This window comes from Sphingomonas sp. Sphisp66, from assembly GCF_047324325.1.
Taxonomy (GTDB): Bacteria; Pseudomonadota; Alphaproteobacteria; order Sphingomonadales; family Sphingomonadaceae; genus Sphingomonas.
Window position 1 is genome coordinate 4,214,320 of record NZ_CP168508.1, and the last position, 19,586, is coordinate 4,233,905.

The following is a 19,586-nucleotide window of genomic DNA, read 5'->3' on the forward strand; positions in this document are numbered from 1 at the left end:
CGTTTCCGCCATGCGGCGCGCCTAACGCCGCAAGCGAGTCGATAAAAGTCAGCAAAGCTGACCTATATTATGTTTTTCAGCCTAATCGGCGTAAATTTGAAAGATTATTGCGCCAATTTATGGCCGATCCGGACCTTACCGCATCGAAAGCCAGGCAATCGCGGCGATGCCGGCCGCGATTCGGTACCAGGCAAAGGGTGCGAAGCCGTGCTTCGAGACGATGCCGACGAATGCCTTGATCACCACGATCGCGACGATGAACGCCGTTACGAAGCCAATGGCGATCTCGTCCCAGCCCACCCGGGCGGAGACGATCGCATCATGGTTCTTGGCCAGCTCGAGCACCGTCGCGCCCAGCATGGTCGGGATGGCGAGGAAGAAGCTGAACTCGGCGGCGGTGCGCCGCTCGACGCCCAGGCTGAGCGCGCCCATGATCGTCGCGCCCGAGCGGCTGACGCCCGGGATCATCGAGATGCACTGGATGAAGCCGATGCCGACCACGCGGACCAGCGGGATCTCGGCGATGCCGTGGATCGTCGCGTTCTTCACCAGCCGTTCGATTACGAGGATGGCGACGCCGCCGATCACCAGCGCCCAGGCGACCACCATCGGTTCGCCGAGCAGTGCCTCGATATGCTTGTGCAGCGCCAGGCCGATCACCGCCGCCGGGATGAAGGCGACCAGCAGGTTGCGCACGAAGCGGATCGAGACCGGGTTCAGCCTGATCAGCCCCTCGGCCACTGCCCAGAAGGTCCGCCAGTAGAGCACCACCACCGCCAGGATCGCGCCGAGCTGGATGACGACGTTGAACATCCCCCAGGTGGCGGCGTCATAGCCGAGCAGTTCGGACGCGAGAATCAGGTGGCCGGTCGAGGAGACGGGCAGGAATTCGGTGATCCCCTCGACGATGCCGAGGAGAATCGCGACCAGGGTTTCGCTCATGCTTGGCTAGGCTCCGATGCGCTTGCGGCGCGGAAATGCGTTCAGGCGGCCAGCTTGCCGAAGCGGCCGTGGCGGCGATAGCGGACCAGCCAGCCGGGCGCGACGCTGGCGAGCGGCGTCGCGGGGACGCCGAGCGCGGCGAGGCCGGGGGCATCGCCGGCGACATTGTCCGCCTGGAGCATTCGCCACTGGTCGCGGGTGATCGGCGTGCCGGGCAGCAAAGCGATCAGCGCGCCGAGCGGATCGGGCAGCTCGGCAAAGGCCGGCTTGTGGCCGGTCGCGCCGGCAAGCCAGTCGAGCAGGCCGCGCATGGTCAGCGTGTCGGGGCCGCCCAGCGCATAGGTCTGGCCGCCATGCGCCTCGGGCGAGGCGAGCGCGGCGACGACGGCGCGGGCCACATCGACGACATAGACCGGCTGGAAGCGGACATCGGCGCGCAGCACCGGCACGACCGGGCCGAGGCCGACCATCGCGGCGAAGCGGTTGGTGAACTGGTCCTCGCGCCCGAAGACGAAGGAGGGGCGCAGGATGGTGGCGCTCGGGAAGGCCGCGCGCACCGCCGCCTCGCCCGCCGCCTTGGACTGGCCATAGGCGGAGGCCGACTCGGCATCGGCACCGAGCGCGGAGAAATGGATCAGCGTCTCGACGCCGGCTGCCTGGGCGGCAGCGGCGACGTTGCGCGCGCCGGCGGCGTTGACGCCGTCGAAATCACCCTTGAGCACGCCGGCCAGGTTGACCACCGCATCGGCACCGGCAACGGCGTTGGCGATCGTGTCCGGCTGGGTCACGTCGGCGGCGACGAACTGGGTCTGGCCAAGGCCGCCGAGCGGCTTGAGGAACCAGGCGTCGCGCGGGCGGCGCTGGGCGATGCGCAGGCGCACACCCGCCGCGAGCAGTTCCTGGGCGATATAGCGGCCGACGAAACCGCCGCCGCCGATCAGCACTACGAGTTTGTCCTTCATGCCTATTTCCTGGAACTGAAACTGTCTGTCGGTGGAGCCTTCCCATGCCGCGCGGCGGGCGGGGAGGCAAGCGCAGGTTGGCGCGGTTCGACGCGCCGACGCTCACGCCGCGGCGGACAGCGACCCGTACGCCGCACCCTGCAGCACATCCCCGGGGCATGAAGCCGGCCAAACGCCTTGCAATGTAGGATTTCCCATGTTTGCGTCGGCGACGCCGGGGGAAGACCCGGCCGCTCTTTCTCATGGCGAGAGATCGCCGCCCGATAATCCGGACCGGGTAAAGCCGGCCACGGCTGCGCCGGAGCCGCGCAGGCCCTGGATGTCGTGACCTTAGTGAACTTTCGTACCCAGCCTGGGTAAAACCCTAGGCCTTTCGCGAGATGCAGCGGAAGCCGATATGGCTGGTCGCGCTGTCGACCTGCTGGGGATGGCGCGCCGCCGGGCGATAGCGCTGGCAATAGTTGACCGCGCAGAGGTGCGAGCCGCCCTTGAGCACCCGCCGCCCGATCTTCCCGCCTGGCGCATGCGATTCATAGCTGTCGCCGATCGTGCCGCCGCGCGGATTGACGGCCTCGCAGCAGCTGCCCTTGATCGGCTGCGGCGTGCCGTACCAGTCGCGCGTCCATTCCCAGACATTGCCGATCATGTCGGACAGCCCATAGCCATTGGCCGGAAAGCTGCCGGCGGCGGTGGTGCGATAGCGGTCGTCGGGCTTGAGCGTGGCGAAGGGGAACATGCCCTGCCAGTAATTGGCGAGGATCGCGCCGTCGGGGGCCAGCTCGTCGCCCCAGGCATATTCCCGATCGACCAGCCCGCCGCGCGCGGCGAATTCCCATTCCGCCTCGGTCGGCAGCGCCTTGCCCGCCCATTTGGCATAGGCATCGGCATCCTCGAAGGCGACATGGACGACAGGATGGTTTTCCAGCCCCTCGATGCCGCTATCCGGCCCGGTCGGGTGCCGCCAGTCGGCGCCGGGCACGAACGCCCACCATTGGCCATGGTCGTCGAGCGACACCGGCTGGGGCGTGCGCTGGAAGACCAGCGAGCCGGGCACCGCCAGCGCCGGGTCCATGCCCGGATAGGCGCGCGGATCGGGCGCCTTCTCGACGAAGGTGACATGGCCCGTCGCCGCGACGAACTCGGCGAACTGCGCGTTGGTGACCGGCGTCTCGTCGATCCAGAAGCTGTCGACCCGCACCCGGCGCAGCGGGCGCTCCTCTTCGTAGAAGCGCTCCGAGCCCATGGTGAAGCTGCCGCCGGGGATCAGCTTCATGCCTTCGTGCGAGACGGCACGGGCGGCGGGGCGGGACGCGACCTTCTTCATCGCGCCCTCCTATGCGGGCCGGCCACCCCGCCGATCAAGCCCCCGCCGATCGAGCCCTATGCGTCAGCCGATCGTCATCAGGCTGGCATTGCCGCCCGCCGCGGTGGTGTTGATCGAGATCGACACTTCCTCGAGCAGCAGGTCGGTCGGATAGCCCGAGGCGCCCGGGGTGAGCAGGGTCACGATCGGGCCGTCGCGCTCGGCCAGCTCCTGCGCAACCGCAGCGACCTGCGCCGCATCACCCTCGACCAGCGCGGCGGCGATGGGTTCGTCGCCGGGCGCGAAGGCGGCGGCGACGCGCGGCGGCAGGCCGGCGGGAAGCGCCATGCCCTCCGGCGTGCCCCGGTTGCCGGTCGCCAGCACCGCGGCGATCTGGGCGTGGAGGCCGGCGGTCGTGACCGGGCGCATCAGGATGCGGCCACGCGGATGGAGCGCGTAGAGATTGTCCTCGCCGACCGGTCCGGGCAGCGTGCGCTCGGCACCCAGTGCCGAGACCGTGCCATAATGCAGCGCGGCCCGGGCCGCCTTGGCCTCGCCCTGCGCCTCGAGCCAGGCGGCGAATTCCGCCAGCGGGGTAGCAGTCGCACCGCTCGGCGCGACCGCCACCGGCGCCTCGTGCACCAGCCGGCCGAGATAGAGCGGTCCGCCCGCCTTGGGTCCGGTGCCCGAAAGCCCGCGCCCGCCGAACGGCTGCACGCCGACGATCGCGCCGATCACGTTGCGGTTCACATAGAGGTTGCCGGCCTTCACCCGGGCGGTGACTTCGGCGATCGTCGCGTCGAGCCGGGTGTGGAGGCCGAAGGTGAGGCCATAGCCGGTGGCGTTGATCGCATCGATCAGGGCGGACAGGTCGTCGCGACGATAGCGCAGGACGTGGAGGACGGGGCCGAACACTTCGCGCTCGACATCGGCGATATGGTCGATCTCGATGATCGTCGGCGGCACGAAGGTGCCGTGGCCGGCGGCGGCGGGCAGGTCCTGCTGCTCGATCCGGTGGCCACGGGCGCGCATCGTCGCGATGTGGCGCTCGATATTGCCTTGCGCCTCGGCGGTGATCACCGGGCCGGTATCGACCGCGAGCGCGTCGGTCCGCCCGATGCGCAGCTCCCTGAGCGCGCCCTTGAGCATCGCCAGCGTGCGATCGGCGACTTCCTCCTGCAGGCAGAGGATGCGCAGCGCCGAGCAGCGCTGGCCGGCGCTGTCGAAGGCCGAGGCGATGACGTCCGCCACGACCTGCTCGGCGAGCGCGGAGCTGTCGACGATCATCGCATTCTGCCCGCCGGTCTCGGCGACGAGCGGGATCGGCTTGCCGGCGGGCGAGAGGCGAGTGGCAAGCTGGCGCTGGATCAGCCGGGCGACGTCGGTCGAGCCGGTGAACATCACGCCCGCGGTCTCCGGGGCGCCGACCAGCGCCGCGCCGATCGGGCCGTCGCCGGGCACCAGCTGGAGTGCATCGGCGGGCACGCCTGCGTCATGGAGCAGCGCCACCGCCTGGGCGGCGATCAGCGGGGTCTCCTCGGCCGGCTTGGCGAGCACCGGATTGCCCGCGACCAGGGCCGCGGCGACCTGGCCGGTGAAGATCGCCAGCGGGAAGTTCCACGGGCTGATGCAGACGACCGGGCCGAGCGGCGCCTGGGCCGGGCCGAAGGTGGCGCGGGCGCGCTCGGCATAATAGCGCAGGAAGTCGATCGCCTCGCGCACCTCGGCGATGGCATTGGACAGCGACTTGCCCGCCTCGCGGACGATCAGGCCGAGCAGCACCGGCATGCGCGCCTGCATCGCATCGGCGGCGGCCTCGAGCATCGCGGCGCGGCGGGCGACGGGGGTGGCGCCCCAGGTCGAGGCGGCGGCGCGGGTGACTGAAGCGGCAGCGGCTTCGGGCGAGACCTCGACGACGACGCCTACCGTGTCGCGGTGGTCGGCCGGATTGCAGACCTTCCGCTCGGTGCCCTGCCCGTCGGCCGGCTCGGCGCGCCAGGCGATGGTGGCGCTGTGCTGGAGCGCCTGGCCGAGCGCGGCGAGCGCCTGCTCGTCGCTCAGGTCGAGGCCGTCCGAATTCCGGCGATCGGGATAGAGCGCATAGGGCAGGGCGATCCTGTCGTGATGCGCGCCGGGGTTGGGCATCGCCTGCACCTGCGCGACCGGGTCGGCGACCAGCTCCGACACCGGGACGTCCGGATCGGCGATACGGTTCACGAAGGAGGAATTGGCGCCATTCTCCAGCAAACGGCGGACAAGATAGGCCAAAAGCGTCTCATGCGTGCCGACCGGGGCGTAGATGCGGCAGGGCCGGTCGAGCTTCTCCTTGCCGACGACCTGCTCGTAGAGCGGCTCGCCCATGCCGTGCAGGCACTGGAACTCGTACTTGCCGACCGCGAAATCGGGCCCGGCGAGCTGGTAGATCGTCGCCAGCGTCTGGGCATTGTGCGTGGCGAACTGGGGGAAGACCCGGTCAGTGGCCGCCAGCAGCCTGCGGGCGCAGGCGATGTACGCGACGTCGGTGTGGAGCTTGCGGGTATAGACCGGGAAGTCGGGCAGACCATCGACCTGGGCGCGCTTGATCTCGGCGTCCCAATAGGCGCCCTTGACCAGCCGGACCATGATCCGGCGACCGGCGCGGGCGGCCAGATCGATGATCCAGTCGATCACGAAGGGGCAGCGTTTCCCGTACGCCTGGACGACGAAGCCGAGCCCGTCCCAGCCGGCCAGGTCCGGATCGAGCGCGAGGCTCTCGAGCAAGTCGAGCGACAGCTCGAGCCGGTCGGCTTCCTCGGCATCGATGTTGAGGCCGATGTCGTAGCTGCGCGCCAGCGCGGCGAGCGTTTTCACCCGCGGCAGCAGCTCACCCATCACCCGATCGACCTGCGAGCGGGCATAGCGCGGGTGGAGCGCCGACAGCTTGATCGAGATGCCCGGTCCTTCATAGATGCCGCGCCCGGCCGAGGCCTTGCCGATCGCGTGGATCGCATTCTCATAATCGCGGTAATAGCGCTCGGCATCGGCACCGGTGGTCGCCGCCTCGCCCAGCATGTCATAGCTGTAGCGGAAGCCCTTGGCCTCCTCGTGCCGGGCGCGCTTCAGGGCCTCGGCGATCGTCTCGCCGGTGACGAACTGCTCGCCCATCATCCGCATCGCGATGTCGATGGCGCGGCGGATCACCGGCTCGCCGGCACGCGCGACCAGCCGCATCAGCGCGGCGCCCAGCCCCTTGTCGTCGGCCGTGCCGACCAGCTTGCCGGTCACCACCAGCGCCCAGGTCGCGGCGTTGACGAACAGCGGCTTGCCGCCGAGATGCGCGCGCCAGTCGCCATCGGCGATCTTGTCGCGGATCAGCGCATCGCGGGTGGCATCGTCGGGGATGCGGAGCAAAGCCTCGGCCAGGCACATCAGCGCCACGCCTTCCTCGCTCGACAGCGCATATTCCTGGACCAGCGATTCGACCGCGCCGCTGCGGCGCCGGGCGCGCAGGCCGGTGACCAGCTGGGTCGCGGTCTCGCGGATCGCGGCGCGCGTCGCCTCGTCGAGCGTCGCTGCCTCGAGCAGCGGCACCAGCGCCTCACGCTCGTCTCGGCGATAGGCGGCGGTGATCGCCTGGCGGAGCGGAGTCGGCTCGCGGACGGGCGGGGCGAAGGCGGCGAAGGGCGCAGGCTGGGTCATCGCGCCAATATATGCGCTTGCCCTTGGTCGATCCGACTTATCAGCGGACAATCGCAGGCACATTCGCCATATTTCTGGCGATCTGCTAGGCGAGAATCATGAAGAAGCTCCCCGCAATAGTCGATCTGGACGAGTTCGATCGCAAGATCGTCGCCGCGCTGGCCGCCGACGGACGGATGACCGTCACCGATCTCGCCAGACAGGTAGGGCTCTCCAAGACGCCTGCCCAGGTTCGGCTCAGGCGCCTGATCGACACCGGCGTGATCCGCGGCTTCCGCGCGATCATCGATCCGGTGCGGCTGGGGCTCGACCATATCGCCTTCACCGAAGTGAAGCTCGCCGACACGCGGGAGAAGGCGCTGCAGGAGTTCAACGCGGCGGTGCGGCGCATCCCCGAGGTCGAGGAATGCCACATGCTCGCGAGCAATTTCGACTATCTGCTCAAGGTGCGCACCGCCGATATCCGCCGCTACCGGATCGTGCTGGGCGAGAAGATCTCCAGCCTGCCGCATGTCGCCAGCACCTCGACCTTCGTCGCGATGGAGACGATCAAGGATTAGTTTGCAAATATTACCCGGTCAGAATTGCAAAGTCTCGCCTGCGCATCTTTTCCGTCACCCCGGCCTTGTGCCGGGGTCCACCGGGAGGCGAGCCATGGACAGGAGGTTCTAGTCCAGCCGGCGCGGCACAGTGGACCTCGGCACAAGGCCGGGGTGACGCGATATTAGCCGGAAGCCATGCCATTGACGGAATGCCAGCTCCCTCACCCCTAGGGCCGCGAGCGCTTCGGTGCGAAGTTCAGCCCGCGGGTGACGTTATAGTCGAGCACCGCCATCACGAAATACGCCGCCGCCTGCTTGATCCGCGTCCAGGGGCCGGTGCGCGCCTTGTAGAGCTCGGGGGTGATCCGCTCGGAACGCGCCACCTCGCCATCGACAAAGGCGCGGACATAGGCGGCGAAGGCAGGATCCTCGACGCGGAACATCAGCTCGAGGTTGAGGAACATCGAGCGGATGTCGAAATTGGCCGAGCCGATGTTGACCACATCGTCGAGCAGGAACAGCTTCGCATGGAGCTTGGTCGGCTGGTATTCGTAGATCTGGACGTTCTTGCGCAGCAGGCCCGCATAGGTGAAGCGCGCCGCCCAGATCGCCGCGCCGTGATCGAGCTTGGAGGGCAGCACCAGCCGCACCCGCCCGCGCTGGCCGGCCCGGTCGAGCCGGCGGAGCATCGCCGGGTTGGGGGCGAAATAGGCGGCGATGATGTCGATCGACTGCGCCCGGTCCATGTCGCGCTTCACTTCGCGCGCCCAGGGGGAGAGCCGGCGCATCGGCCCGCCGAACAGCCAGCGGGTGGCGCCTTCGGGCTCGCTCCAGGTGCGCAGCGTCCTGGCGAGCTTGCGCAAGCTGGCGCGCGGGCGCCTGGCCCAGCTCGACAGTGCATCGAAATAGCCGACCAGCCGGGCCGCGGCAGGCCCTTCGACCAGCAGCCCCAGATCGCGCCAGGCGGCCTCGGCGATCGTGCCGAAATAGCTGTCCTCGATGTTGAACCCGCCGATGATCACCCGCTCCTCGTCGGCGAGCGCGAGCTTCTGGTGGTTGCGCAGCAGATAGCGCCGCCCCCAGCGCGGCACGAAGCGGCAGACATCGACGCCGGCTTCGTGGAGCGGATCGAAGAAGCGGCGGCTCTGGGCATGCTCGCTGCCCAGCCCGTCGACGATCAGGCTGACCTTTACGCCGCGCGCCGCCGCCTCGATCAGCGCCTGGCGCACCGCAGCGCCAGCCTCGTCATCGACATAGATATAGTAGAGCACGCGCAGCGTGCGCTCGGCGCGGCGCATCAGGTCGAGCAGCGCCTCGAGCCGCTCGGGCCCGTCGGGTAGCAGCGTCAGCCGGTTCCCTTCGACGGTGTAGCTCGGCTGGTTGAAGCGCATCGGCTGGTGATGCGGGAGCGGCGGGACGGGAGCAAGAGGGGCGAGCGCTTCCAAGATCGGGTTCCTGTCGTTGCGGCTGCGTTCCCAACGCGCCGGACCCGATTCGGTTCTCGGCCCCCATTTTCTTGACTTTTCCACAGCCGGACCCTAGATCGCCCCCTTTCCCGGACACTCCGTTTTTCAAGGAAGCGTAGATGGCGCGCGTCACTGTCGAAGATTGCGTCGACAAGGTTCCCAACCGTTTCGATCTCGTGCTGTTCGCGGCGCAGCGCGCCCGCCAGATCTCGGGCGGCGCCGATCTGACCATCGATCGCGACCGCGACAAGAACCCGGTCGTCGCCCTGCGCGAGATCGCCGAGGAGACGGTGCGCCCGACTCACCTCGAGGAAGCCGTGGTCTCGAGCCTGCAGCGCGTGCAGATCGACGACGAGGAGGCTCCGGACGAGGTCGGCTCGATCGCGGCTTCGGCCGAGGCGCTCCGCCTCACCGCTGCTGCCCCGCCGCGCAACCAGAATCTGGGCGGCGACTACGACGGCTGAGCCGGCGATTCGCTGAACCAAGCAAAAGGGCCTCGGAAGCGATTCCGGGGCCCTTTTGCTTGTGCGGTTTCCGCGATAGGATCCCTTATGTCCGACGCGCCCACCGATGCGGATCGCAACAGCTACGCGGATGCCTGGCGCAAATGGCTGATGCTGACTGTGCCTTTGGCTCTCGCTTCCTATGCAGCAAGCACCTGGTTCGGCTTTGGCCGTGTCGTGCCTGCCCTGATTGGCCTCTTGATCGTGGCTCTGCTCTATCAGCGCATCGCCAATCGGCGTAGCTGGCGATCCATAGTGTTCGGCGTCCCTGCTGCGGAGAAACGCGACTGAGCCGATCGGCTATCCCGCGCAGCGGAAGCGGCGCCAGGCAAGCAGTGGCACTGTGACGAGCACGAAGGCCATCAGCAACGGATAGACGAGCATCCCGGCGCGGTCCTGCTCGATCCAGGCAATCGCGATCAGGCACGGCACCGCGAGCAGCGGGGTGATCTTGGTCGCCCACCACAGCAACCGCCCCTGAGGGGAAGCCAGCCGCGCCTCGGAGGATCGCGGGAGCAGGACCAGCGTTGCGGCCAGCTTGGTGCCGAGCAGCAGGATCACCGCCGCCCAGAGCAGGTCGACGGTCATTCCTCCGCCGGCGCGGCCTTCCGCCCCTTGAACCCCTGCGCCACCACGAACCACTCGACCGAGCCCTTGCGGCTCGACGGCGGCTTGGCGTGCTTCACCGTGGCGAAGTTGCGCTTCATCTCGGCGACCAGCGACGAATCGGCGCCGCCGGCGAACACCTTGGCGACGAAATCGCCGCCGGGCTCGAGCACCTGGATCGCGAAGTCGAGCGCGGTCTCGACCAGGCCCATGGTCCGCAGCGCATCGGTCTGCGGATGGCCGACGGTGTTGGCCGCCATGTCCGAGACGATCAGGTCGGGCGCGCCGCCCAGCTCCTCGATCAGCCGGTCGGGCGCGGCATCGTCCATGAAGTCCATCTGGAGGATGATCGCGCCGTCGATCGGATCGACGGGCAGCAGGTCGATGCCGACCACCGGCGCCTTGGGCAGCCGCCGGCGCACCACCTGGGTCCAGCCGCCGGGCGCAATGCCCAGGTCGAGCACGCGCTTCTTGCCCTTGAGGAAGCCGAACTTCTCGTCGAGCTCGATCAGCTTGTAGGCCGCGCGGCTGCGATAGCCCTCGGCCTTGGCGCGCTTGACGTACGGATCGTTGAGCTGGCGTTCGAGCCAGCGCGTCGATTGCGCGGTGCGCTTGCGCGCGGTCAGCACGCGGGTATGGCCACGGCCTCCACCCCTACTCACAAGATTCTCCCGTTGATCAGGCGGCGGAGGATGCCTTCGCGGATGCCGCGATCGGCGATGCCGAGCCGTTCGGCGGGCCATAGATCGAGAATCGTCTCGAGGATAGCGCAGCCGGCGACGACCAGGTCGGCGCGCTCGGAGCCGATGCACGGCACCTGGCTGCGCTCGGCCATGCTCATCCCCGAGATGCGCTGGCTGACCTCGCGCATCGCCGGGGCGGGGACGATCAGCCCGTCGACCACCGAGCGGTCATAGGCGGCGAGCCCCAGATGCACGCTGGCGAGCGTGGTGACGGTGCCCGAGGTGCCGAGCAGCCGCCGCGTGCCGCGTGGGGGGCGGAGGCGCTTGGCGAAGGGGGCGAAGCTCTCGGCGACGCGGGCGCGCATGCCGGCATAGAGCGCGGCGCGGTCCTCCGCCGTCTCGGCATTGCCCGAGGCCTCGGTCAGCGAGACCACGCCCCAGGGCGCGCTGTGCCAGTCGAGGATGCGCGGCACGTCGCCGCCCCGCGAATCGACCAGCACCAGCTCGGTCGAGCCGCCGCCGATGTCGAACACCAGGGCCGGGCCGTCGCCGGGTTCGAGCAGCGCATGGCAGCCCAGCACGGCGAGCCGCGCCTCCTCCTCGGCAGTGATGATGTCGAGCGCGATGCCGGTCTCGCGATAGACGCGCTCGATGAACTCGGTGCCGTTGGAGGCCTGGCGGCACGCCTCGGTCGCCACCGAGCGGGCAAGCGTCACGTTGCGGCGCTTGAGCTTCTCGGCGCAGATCCTGAGCGCGGCGATGGTCCGCTCGATCGCCGCGTCGGAAAGCCTGCCGCTGGTCGCCAGCCCCTCGCCCAGCCGGACGATTCGCGAAAAGGCATCGACCACCGCGAAGCCCGATCCCTGCGGACGCGCGATCAGCAGCCGGCAATTATTGGTGCCCAGGTCGAGCGCGGCATAGTGGCGCGCCTCGCCCGGCCGGCCGCGTATCGGCCGCTCCTGGGGCCGCTGTATCGGCGGCGCACCCCTCCGGACTTTTCCGGAACCACGGCCGCGGGGCATATTGGCGGTGCCATCCCCCATCATATCACTCGCTTATGTTCTGTTCCGTCACGGCTTTTTCGCCGCCGGTGCTTGGATGCGAGGCTAGCGGAGACTGGGGGCGGGAGCAAGGAGGCGACACGGCACGGGCCGTTGACAGCGCGGGATCGGCACCGTATTGCGCCCCGCCTGCCGGCAGTGATGCCGCGTGATGCCCCGTCGTCTAAAGGTAAGACTACGGACTCTGACTCCGTCAATTGAGGTTCGAATCCTCACGGGGCATCCAATTTTCCCTTGAGAACCGGAAGTTTGCGCGGCGCGCCAGGCGCTTCGGCGCGCTGATTCCCGCGCCTGGGCAAGAATAGATTCGCCCGCGATCAGTATCGCCGGGGCAGGCCGTACGGGGTCATGCCCGGATTACTGGCATCCTTCGCACGCTTTTCGTCGCGCGATCGGCCGGCGTCGTCCGAATCGGCACCCCCCGTCTCCGCGATATCCGGATTGATCGCAAAGCACGGGCCCCCTGCCCCCTCAGCCCCCAACGGAGCCGCCGCTGCGCCGCGCCTGCGACCGGCCGTCCGAACCAGTGAAGAGGGGCTTATCTCGTGAAATCGATCCACAGCTTGCAGAATCGCACGTCCGCGCGCCGGTTTCAGGGTCGCGCGGGGCTCCTGCTCGGCAGCGCATTGCTGCCGCTTGCCCTGGCCGGCACGGCGCAGGCTCAGGCCGGCGCCCAGACGGTGGTGCTGGAGGAAGGCCAGGCGCCGCGCGAGGTGCATCTCGGCGCCGGCGGCGATCGGCTGGTGGTCAATATCGGCCGCGCCAACGCCGATAGCGGCACGCTCGATCTGAGCGGGCTGGTCACCGGCCCGCTCACCAATGCCGGTGGCCTCGACACCGTCTGGCTGCGCGCGACCGGCAGCCGCACCGCCGACATCGCCTTCACCACGCCGCGGACCGGCACCGGCCAGCAATATGTCAGCGCCGATGGCGTCGAGTTCCGCGGCGGCACGGTCTATGAGGCGTCGGGCAACGACACCGAACTTCGATTGGAGAACCGCAGCCGCTCGGGGCCGGCGGGCGGCAATGCGCCGATGGACCTGAAGTACGGCCCGCTGCGGCTGGCGGGCGACGGCACGATCCGTATCGGCGCGGCGCTGGACGCCAGCAATCAGGACACGCCCAACCAGCAGGCGATCCGCGTCGAGCTGGGCTCCACGCTGCTCGGGCAGGGCGGCGACGGCGTGCTGAAGGTCGTCGTCGACGCCGACGTGGACGGCGCCTTCGCGAGCGGCGGCCTGATCGACGCATCCGTCGCCGGCGAGCTTCGCATTGCCGAAGGCGCACAGGTGCGGTTCAAGCGGGGCATCGGCATCATCGGCGGCCGGGCAGACGTGGTCCTTGAGAAGAACACGACCCTTGCCGCGACCGACACCTCGATCGGAGGGGTATGGCTGATCAACAGCCGTGGCGGCCGCATCTTCAATTCGACCAGGATCTGGGTGGGCTCGGAAAATGGCGGCTCGACCGCCGGCGGCATGGGCATCGATATGCTCAACGGCAAGCTCTACAATATGCTGACCGAGAACGCGGCGGGCGACGGCGTGGCCAGCGGCGGGCTGGGCATGGTGCTCGCCAGCGGCGTCGCCGTGGCCATGGGCGGCGACGGCTATCTCGAGAATGTCGGCCGGCTCGAATCGGTGGTCGGCCCGACGATCGCCAACGGCTACGGGACGCTGGTCACCCGCAACGCTATCCACAAGTTCAGCAAGGGCGGGGGCTCGCGCGCGGGCGAGATCGTCGGCGGGACGGTGGACGGCCGGCGGATCGCCTATCTGGGCCATGGCGGCACCGATATCCTGGTCAATTCGGGCACCATCACCGGCGACGTGCTGCTGGGCTCGGGCGAAGGCATGTTCCTCTACACTGAGGCGACCAACGGCGTCACCGGCACGATCGACGGCGGGTACGGGACCGACGCCTATGGCAAGTCGTTCAGCGCCAGCGCGACCTACACCGTCAGCAATTCGATCCTGAACCAGGGTAACGTCACCGGCTTCGAGATGCACGGCGTGGAGGTGCGGGGCAAGGATAGCGTCGTCACCTTCGCGAGCCCCGAAACGCTCACCAACGGGCTGATGATGATCGGCGACGGCACGGTGGTGAACAGCGCCGACATCGAGACGCCGAGCGACATCGCCATCTGGATTCGCAGCTTCGACGATCTCCCCACCGGCGGCCGCCTCGTCAACAAGGGCAATGTCGCCGGCTATACCGGCATTTATGGCGACGGACTTTCCGGCATCGCCAACGAAGGCAGCATCCGCGCCAGCGCGGCCCACACCATGTCGATTCGGGCCGGCGGGGAAGACCGCGGGCCATTCCAGTTCGCCAATTCGGGCCTGATCGAAGCCAGCGCGGCCGGCTATTCGGCAGTGTCGCTGATGTTCTCCCGTCCAGGCCTGGACGAGGTGATGGCCGATGCCGTCAATTCGGGCACGATCCGTCACAGCGGACATGTCAGCTACGCCAATGACGAGGAGAATTACGCCCTCTCGATGATGGCGAACCTCGACAGCGAAAGCGGCGACAATGCCCTGATCCGCCTCACCAACAGCGGCATCATCGAGGCGACGGGCGCAGGGCTTTCCGGCGTGCAGATGAGCGGCCCGCAGACCGAGCTGGTGAACGAGAACATCATCCGCGGCACCAATCTGGGCTCCGGGGCGGTGCGCCTGCAGGCGAGCTATGACAGGTATCTTCCCCTTGTCGGCTCGGGCACCCGGACCAGCGCGATGCTCACCAATCGCGGCACGATCTCCGCAGGCTCGGGCGCACTTGTCGGCGGAGAAACCGGCACCCGGCTCTCCTATGGCGTGCTGTTCGATTTCTCGGGCTCGACGCTGGGCGGCGATGCGGCGCTCGTCAATGCGGGCACGATCGAGGCCGGCACGGGCGGCGTCGCGGTCGCCGTCGCTGGCGGCTATGAGACGCAATCGGCCTTCACCCTGACCAACAGCGGCACGATCCGCGGCGGCACCGGCTATGTGCGCGGCGAGGAGGAATGGCTGAACAACCTCCGCCTGCTGCTCGACGGAGACAGCATGGTCGCCGGGGCGATCCATACCCGCAACTCGGCCGATACGATCACCAACCGCGGCACGATCATCGGCAGCATCCAGCTGGGCGACGTGGAAGACACGCTCGCCAATTACGGCATGCTCGACGGCAATGTCGATCTGGGCCGCGACAATGACATCTACATCACCGATGCCGGCGCCACGATCACCGGCATCGTCGATGGCGGCGACGGCATCGACATGATCCAGGCCGACCTGAACGGCAGCAACGCGCCGCGGCTCAACATGAGCCAGTTCCGCGGCTTCGAGTTGCTGACTCGGCTCGAGGACAGCGTGGGCACCGGCCCGGTCTCGATCTTCGGCAATATCGACCAGCTGTCGCTGCGCCTGCGCGCGATCGCGCTGCGCATCGACGGCGGCGACACGGTCGGCTCGGCTTCGGGCGCCAATGGCTTCACCTTCGACAGCCGCGACGAGGACAGCGTCGAATCGGTGACCAACAACGGCACGATTGTCGGCGGCGTGGCGCTGGGCGGCGGGGACGACACGCTGATCAACACCGGCGCGATCGGCTTCGACGTCGACATGGGCGAAGGCAATGACAATGTCGTCAATGCTGGCACGATCCATGGCAGCCTGAACCTCGGCATCGGCAACGACCGCTACGAGGCACTGGACGGCGGGCTGGTGACCGGCACGATCGACGGCGGCGACGGCATCGACACCTTCCTCTTCCGGATGAACGGCAATGGCGGCGCGATCCCCGGCGGCTTCACCAATTTCGAATCGTTCGGCGCCTATGGCCAGGGCACGCTGACGCTCGGCCTCGACCGCGACTATGACACGATCGAGCTGTGGGAAGGGGCAAACCTGACACTGCGCGACGGCGTGGGCACGGTCGGCCAGATCAAGGGCGACGACAGCGCGCAGGTGGTGACGATCGAGGATGCCGACTTCACCGGCGGCATCTCGCTGGCGGGCGGCAACGACACGCTGTCGCTCAACCTGTCGGGCGCGCTCGCCGGTGCGCTGGACGGCGGCGCGGGCACCGACACGCTCAACCTGAACCTGACCGGCGCGGCGACGATCAACGACCTGTTCAACTTCGAGATCGTCAACGCGGCAGGCGCCGCCCCGCTGACGCTGACCGGCCATCTCGGCACCGGGCAGCAGGTCAACTTCGATGCCGGCGACAATCATTTCGTGATCGATACCGGCGCAGTGTTCGAAGGCAGCGCCAATGGCGGCGCCGGCACCGACACGCTGGAGATCAACACCGGCGCGGCGAGCAACCGCACGATCGTGGCGGGCCAGCTCACCGCGTTCGAGAAGCTGGTCGCCGGCGGCGCGGGCACGCTCGCGCTCCAGGGCGAGGCCTATCATTTCCAGACCGTGCAGGTGGAGGGCGATCTCTCGATCGGCACCGGCGCTTCGCTGACCTCGGCGAACGGCGTGCATTTCGGCACGGGCGACAACCGCCTGACGCTGCGCGGCACCGGCTCGGTCGGCAGCCCGGTCGATGGCGGGGCCGGCACCAACACGCTCGCCTTCGAGCTCGGCGCGAATGACACCCGCACCCTGGGCAGCGCCGGCACCTTCACCCATTTCCAACAACTGGCGACTGCGGGCGCCGGCGCGCTGGTGGTCGATCAGGACGCGACCTATCAGCAGGTGCTGCTCGAAGGCGGCAATCTGAGCATCGCCGGCGGCGCGACACTCACCGCGCCGGTGCTGGGCAGCACGCAGGCGGACAGGCTCAGCGTCGCCGCAGGCGGCACGCTCAACGGCTCGGTCGATCTCGGTGCCGGCGCCGACACGGTGAACAATGCCGGCACGATCACCGGCGACGTGCTGCTGGGGGACGGCGACGATCGCTACATCGCCCGCTCGGGCGGCGTGGTCACCGGCACGATCGACGGCGGCGCGGGGAACAACAGCTTCATCTTCAACCTCGCCGGCGCGGACGGCGACATCCCGGGCTCGGTGGTCAACTTCAACTCGTTCGGCGCCTATGGGCCGGGCACGCTGACGGTGCACCTCGACAGGGGCCAGACCTATCACAATCTCGAGATCCTCGAGGGCGCGAACCTGGTGCTTTCGGGTACCAACGGCTCGGTCGCCCATGTGATCGGCGACGACAGCAGCCAGTCGGTCACCATCGACGGAATGCTGACCGGCGGCGTCTCGCTGGGCGGTGGGGACGACATGCTGTCCGTCCACCTGTCCGGCCTGCTCACCGGTGCGCTGGACGGCGGTGCCGGCACCGACACGCTCAACCTCACGCTGGACGGCGCATCGACCATCGCAGGCCTGTACGGCTTCGAGACCGCCAACATCACCGGCAGCGCGCCACTGACGCTGGCCGGCGACCTGGGCGCGAACCAGCAGGTCAATTTCACCGGCACCGCCGACAACGAGCTGATCATCGCGGCAGGCGTAAAGTTCCAGGGCATCGTCCATGGCGGCGCGGGCACCGACACGCTGCGCGTCCAGTCGGGCGCGGCGGAGGGCCGCATTGTGGTCGCCTCGCAGATCGTCTCGTTCGAGCAGCTGATCTCCGAAGGCGCCGGCACGCTCGCGCTCACCGGCGGCAGCTACGGCTTCGATTCGGTGGCGGTGCGTGGCGGCAATCTCGAGCTGGGGGCGAACACGCATCTGGCCTCGGCCGCCGGGGTGGCCTTCGATGGCGCTGACAATCGCTTCACCCTGGGCAGCGGCGCGACCCTCGCCGGGGGTGTCGATGGCGGCGCGGGCAGTGACACGCTGGTCCTCGTCCAGGCCGACAACAGCGTCCGTTCGCTGAGCGCGCTGCAGCAGACCGGCTTCGAGCGGCTCGAGGCGGCGGGCGGCAATTCGGGCGAGCTGCGGATCGACCAGAATGCCGGCTTCGCCAATGGCGTCGCGATCGATGGCGGCGTGCTCAACGTGGTCGCGGGGAACACCCTGGCCGCCAATGTCACCGGCGGCGCGAACCGGGAGAACGTGGTCGTCTCCGGCCGGATCGAGGGCAGCCTCGACCTGGGCGCCGGTAACGACTTCCTGACCGTCACCGGCGCCGGCCAGATCACCGGCACACGCCGCGGCGGCGACGGAACCGACACGTTGATCTTCAACACCAGCGGCACCTACGCCGCACCAACCCTGCTCGACTCCAACATCTATGGCGGTTTCGAATCCCTCTACGTCGAGGGCGGCACGATCTCGGCCACCGGCACCAGCAGCTGGTCGGCGATCACGGTCAGTGGCGGCCGGCTGATCGGCCAGGCCGGCAGCGTGATCAGCGCCGCCAGCGGCATCCAGATCGCCCGCGGCGCCACTTTCGGCACCGCCGGCACGGTGAACGGCAACATCCTGGTCGCCGGCACACTCTCGCCGGGTGCGTCGCCGGGCACGATGACGGTGCATGGCGACGTCCATTTCCTACCCGGCTCGAACCTGCTGCTCGAGCTGTCGCCGACGGCGAGCGACCTGCTCAACATCGCGGGCAAGCTGGTCATCGCCGATGGCGCCGCGGTCGACATCACCGGCGTGCTGCGCAACACGCCGGGCGCGCGGCTCGACCTGGTGGTGGCATCGGGCGGCATCACCGGCCGCTTCGCCACCATCAACAAGTCGAGCGACATCTTCGGCTTCGTCGTGGTCAGCGGCAACAAGCTGCAGCTCCAGAGCGAGTTCCTCAACAGCGATGCCTACTCGCGCAACACCCGCGCCAGCATCGCCTATGCCAATGCAACGCTCGGCGCCGGCAGCAACGTGCAGGCCTATACGACGGCGCTGCCGGTGCTGGTCGACGCGGCGGGTGCGGTGAACCAGCGGGCCTTCGCCCAGCTGACCCCGGAAGCCTATGCCTCGGCGCTGCAACTCGGCATCGAGAACAGCCTGGCGCTCTATGACGGCGTATCGACCGACAGCGCCGCCCATGCCGGCCGCGAGGGACTCTTCTCCTTCGGCCGCTTCACCGGCGGCACCACTGATATCGAGGGTGACGCCACCACCGGCGCGGCCAGGGCGCACAGCGCCGGCCAGGGCTTCCACGGCGGGATCGGCTATGGTTTCGCCCGGGACCTGCAGGTCGGCGCCTTCTTCGGCGGTGGCGAGCTCCGCCAGACGATCGCCGCGCTCGGCGCGAAGACCGAATGGGATCATCTGTCGGGCGGCATCTTCGCGGACGGCAGTTTGTTCGGGTTCGGGCTGCACGGCGTGGCGGCGCTGAGCAAGGGCAATGCCGACACCAAAAGGCAGCTGCTCGCCGCACCGGGTGCGGCCAAGGCGAGCTACGGCCTGACCAGCTGGCTTGCCGGTATCGGCGTCGATTACCGGCTGCGCACCGGCAAGCTCGCGGTCACGCCGCGCGTCGACCTGCTCTATGTCGGCACCAGCCGCGCGGCGCTGCGCGAGCAGGGCGGCAACGGCCTGGCGCTCGACGTCGCCCGGCTTAGCAAGAGCAGCCTGCTCGGCCGCGCCTCGCTCGCCGTGTCGGGCAGCTTCGATGCCGGCGGGGTGGGCGTCACCCCCTATGCCGAGCTGGGCGTGCAGCAGCGCCTGAACGGCGGCGAGCTGGTCGCCTGGGGCGGGCTGCAGGGCGCGCCGGGCGGCATGGAAGCCCATGGCATCGCCCGCAGGGCGACCACCGGCCGGGTCGCGCTCGGCCTCGGCCTCGACGTCGCGCCGGGCGTGCGCCTGCAGGGCGGCTATAGCGGCGAATTCTCGGGCACCCGCCGCGAGAGCTTCACCGGCGGCGTCTCGATCCGCTTCTGAGCACCGCGCCGCGTTCACGCGGTGCCAGAGGGGCGCGGTCCGGGTCCGCCCCGGCCCCGCCC

General features: G+C 68.8%; 12 protein-coding genes and 1 tRNA gene. 5 read left to right on the forward strand and 8 right to left on the reverse strand.

Annotation, left to right across the window (positions count from 1 at the left end):
- Positions 1-135 precede the first annotated feature (135 nt).
- The 4 genes from ACEN8G_RS19200 to putA form a co-directional block, all read right to left on the reverse strand.
- Positions 136-942: an undecaprenyl-diphosphate phosphatase gene (locus tag ACEN8G_RS19200; RefSeq protein ID WP_413415972.1), complete on the reverse strand. Its 807-nt coding sequence runs from the start codon at positions 940-942 to the stop codon at positions 136-138.
- A 41-nt stretch (positions 943-983) separates the two neighbouring features.
- A complete protein-coding gene (locus tag ACEN8G_RS19205) occupies positions 984-1,904 on the reverse strand; it encodes a complex I NDUFA9 subunit family protein (protein WP_413415973.1) in 921 nt (306 codons plus the stop codon).
- A gap of 364 nt (positions 1,905-2,268) precedes the next feature.
- On the reverse strand, positions 2,269-3,177 hold the full coding sequence (locus ACEN8G_RS19210; RefSeq protein WP_413415983.1) for a formylglycine-generating enzyme family protein: 909 nt from the start codon (positions 3,175-3,177) through the stop codon (positions 2,269-2,271).
- 114 nt (positions 3,178-3,291) lie between these two features.
- Positions 3,292-6,885: a trifunctional transcriptional regulator/proline dehydrogenase/L-glutamate gamma-semialdehyde dehydrogenase gene (gene putA / locus ACEN8G_RS19215; protein WP_413415974.1), complete on the reverse strand. Its 3,594-nt coding sequence runs from the start codon at positions 6,883-6,885 to the stop codon at positions 3,292-3,294.
- Between the two features lie 98 nt (positions 6,886-6,983).
- Here putA and ACEN8G_RS19220 point away from each other — a divergent pair, with 98 nt between their 5' ends.
- Positions 6,984-7,445: an Lrp/AsnC family transcriptional regulator gene (locus ACEN8G_RS19220; RefSeq protein WP_413415975.1), complete on the forward strand. Its 462-nt coding sequence runs from the start codon at positions 6,984-6,986 to the stop codon at positions 7,443-7,445.
- A 209-nt stretch (positions 7,446-7,654) separates the two neighbouring features.
- Here ACEN8G_RS19220 and ACEN8G_RS19225 read toward each other — a convergent pair whose 3' ends face one another.
- Positions 7,655-8,818 carry a phospholipase D-like domain-containing protein gene (locus tag ACEN8G_RS19225; RefSeq protein ID WP_413415976.1) on the reverse strand — a complete coding sequence of 388 codons (1,164 nt, stop codon included), beginning with the start codon at positions 8,816-8,818 and terminating at the stop codon, positions 7,655-7,657.
- Positions 8,819-9,012: 194 nt separating this feature from the next.
- Between ACEN8G_RS19225 and rpoZ the strand changes: the two genes are divergently transcribed.
- Both rpoZ and ACEN8G_RS19235 read left to right on the forward strand, forming a co-directional pair.
- Positions 9,013-9,357 (forward strand): DNA-directed RNA polymerase subunit omega, encoded by a 345-nt coding sequence (rpoZ, locus tag ACEN8G_RS19230; RefSeq protein ID WP_116839672.1) that lies wholly within the window; start codon positions 9,013-9,015, stop codon positions 9,355-9,357.
- 87 nt (positions 9,358-9,444) lie between these two features.
- The gene (locus ACEN8G_RS19235; RefSeq protein WP_413415977.1) at positions 9,445-9,687 is read left to right on the forward strand and encodes a hypothetical protein; all 243 of its coding nucleotides are present in this window, start codon (positions 9,445-9,447) and stop codon (positions 9,685-9,687) included.
- 9 nt (positions 9,688-9,696) lie between these two features.
- Here ACEN8G_RS19235 and ACEN8G_RS19240 read toward each other — a convergent pair whose 3' ends face one another.
- From ACEN8G_RS19240 to ACEN8G_RS19250, 3 genes are read right to left on the reverse strand one after another with little or no spacing between them, the layout of a single operon-like run.
- Positions 9,697-9,984, reverse strand: coding sequence for a hypothetical protein (locus ACEN8G_RS19240; RefSeq protein WP_413415978.1), 288 nt, complete (start codon positions 9,982-9,984; stop codon positions 9,697-9,699).
- The gene (locus ACEN8G_RS19245; RefSeq protein WP_413415979.1) at positions 9,981-10,664 is read right to left on the reverse strand and encodes an RlmE family RNA methyltransferase; all 684 of its coding nucleotides are present in this window, start codon (positions 10,662-10,664) and stop codon (positions 9,981-9,983) included. The genes ACEN8G_RS19240 and ACEN8G_RS19245 overlap by 4 nt, the downstream gene beginning before the upstream one ends.
- Positions 10,661-11,707, reverse strand: a complete 1,047-nt coding sequence (locus ACEN8G_RS19250; RefSeq protein WP_413415980.1) for a Ppx/GppA phosphatase family protein — start codon at positions 11,705-11,707, stop codon at positions 10,661-10,663. The genes ACEN8G_RS19245 and ACEN8G_RS19250 overlap by 4 nt, the downstream gene beginning before the upstream one ends.
- Positions 11,708-11,898: 191 nt before the next feature.
- Between ACEN8G_RS19250 and ACEN8G_RS19255 the strand changes: the two genes are divergently transcribed.
- Together ACEN8G_RS19255 and ACEN8G_RS19260 are read left to right on the forward strand one after the other, a co-directional pair.
- A tRNA-Gln gene (locus ACEN8G_RS19255) sits at positions 11,899-11,972 on the forward strand.
- A 400-nt stretch (positions 11,973-12,372) separates the two neighbouring features.
- On the forward strand, positions 12,373-19,524 hold the full coding sequence (locus ACEN8G_RS19260) for a hypothetical protein (RefSeq protein WP_413415981.1): 7,152 nt from the start codon (positions 12,373-12,375) through the stop codon (positions 19,522-19,524).
- The last annotated feature ends 62 nt before the right edge of the window (positions 19,525-19,586 follow it).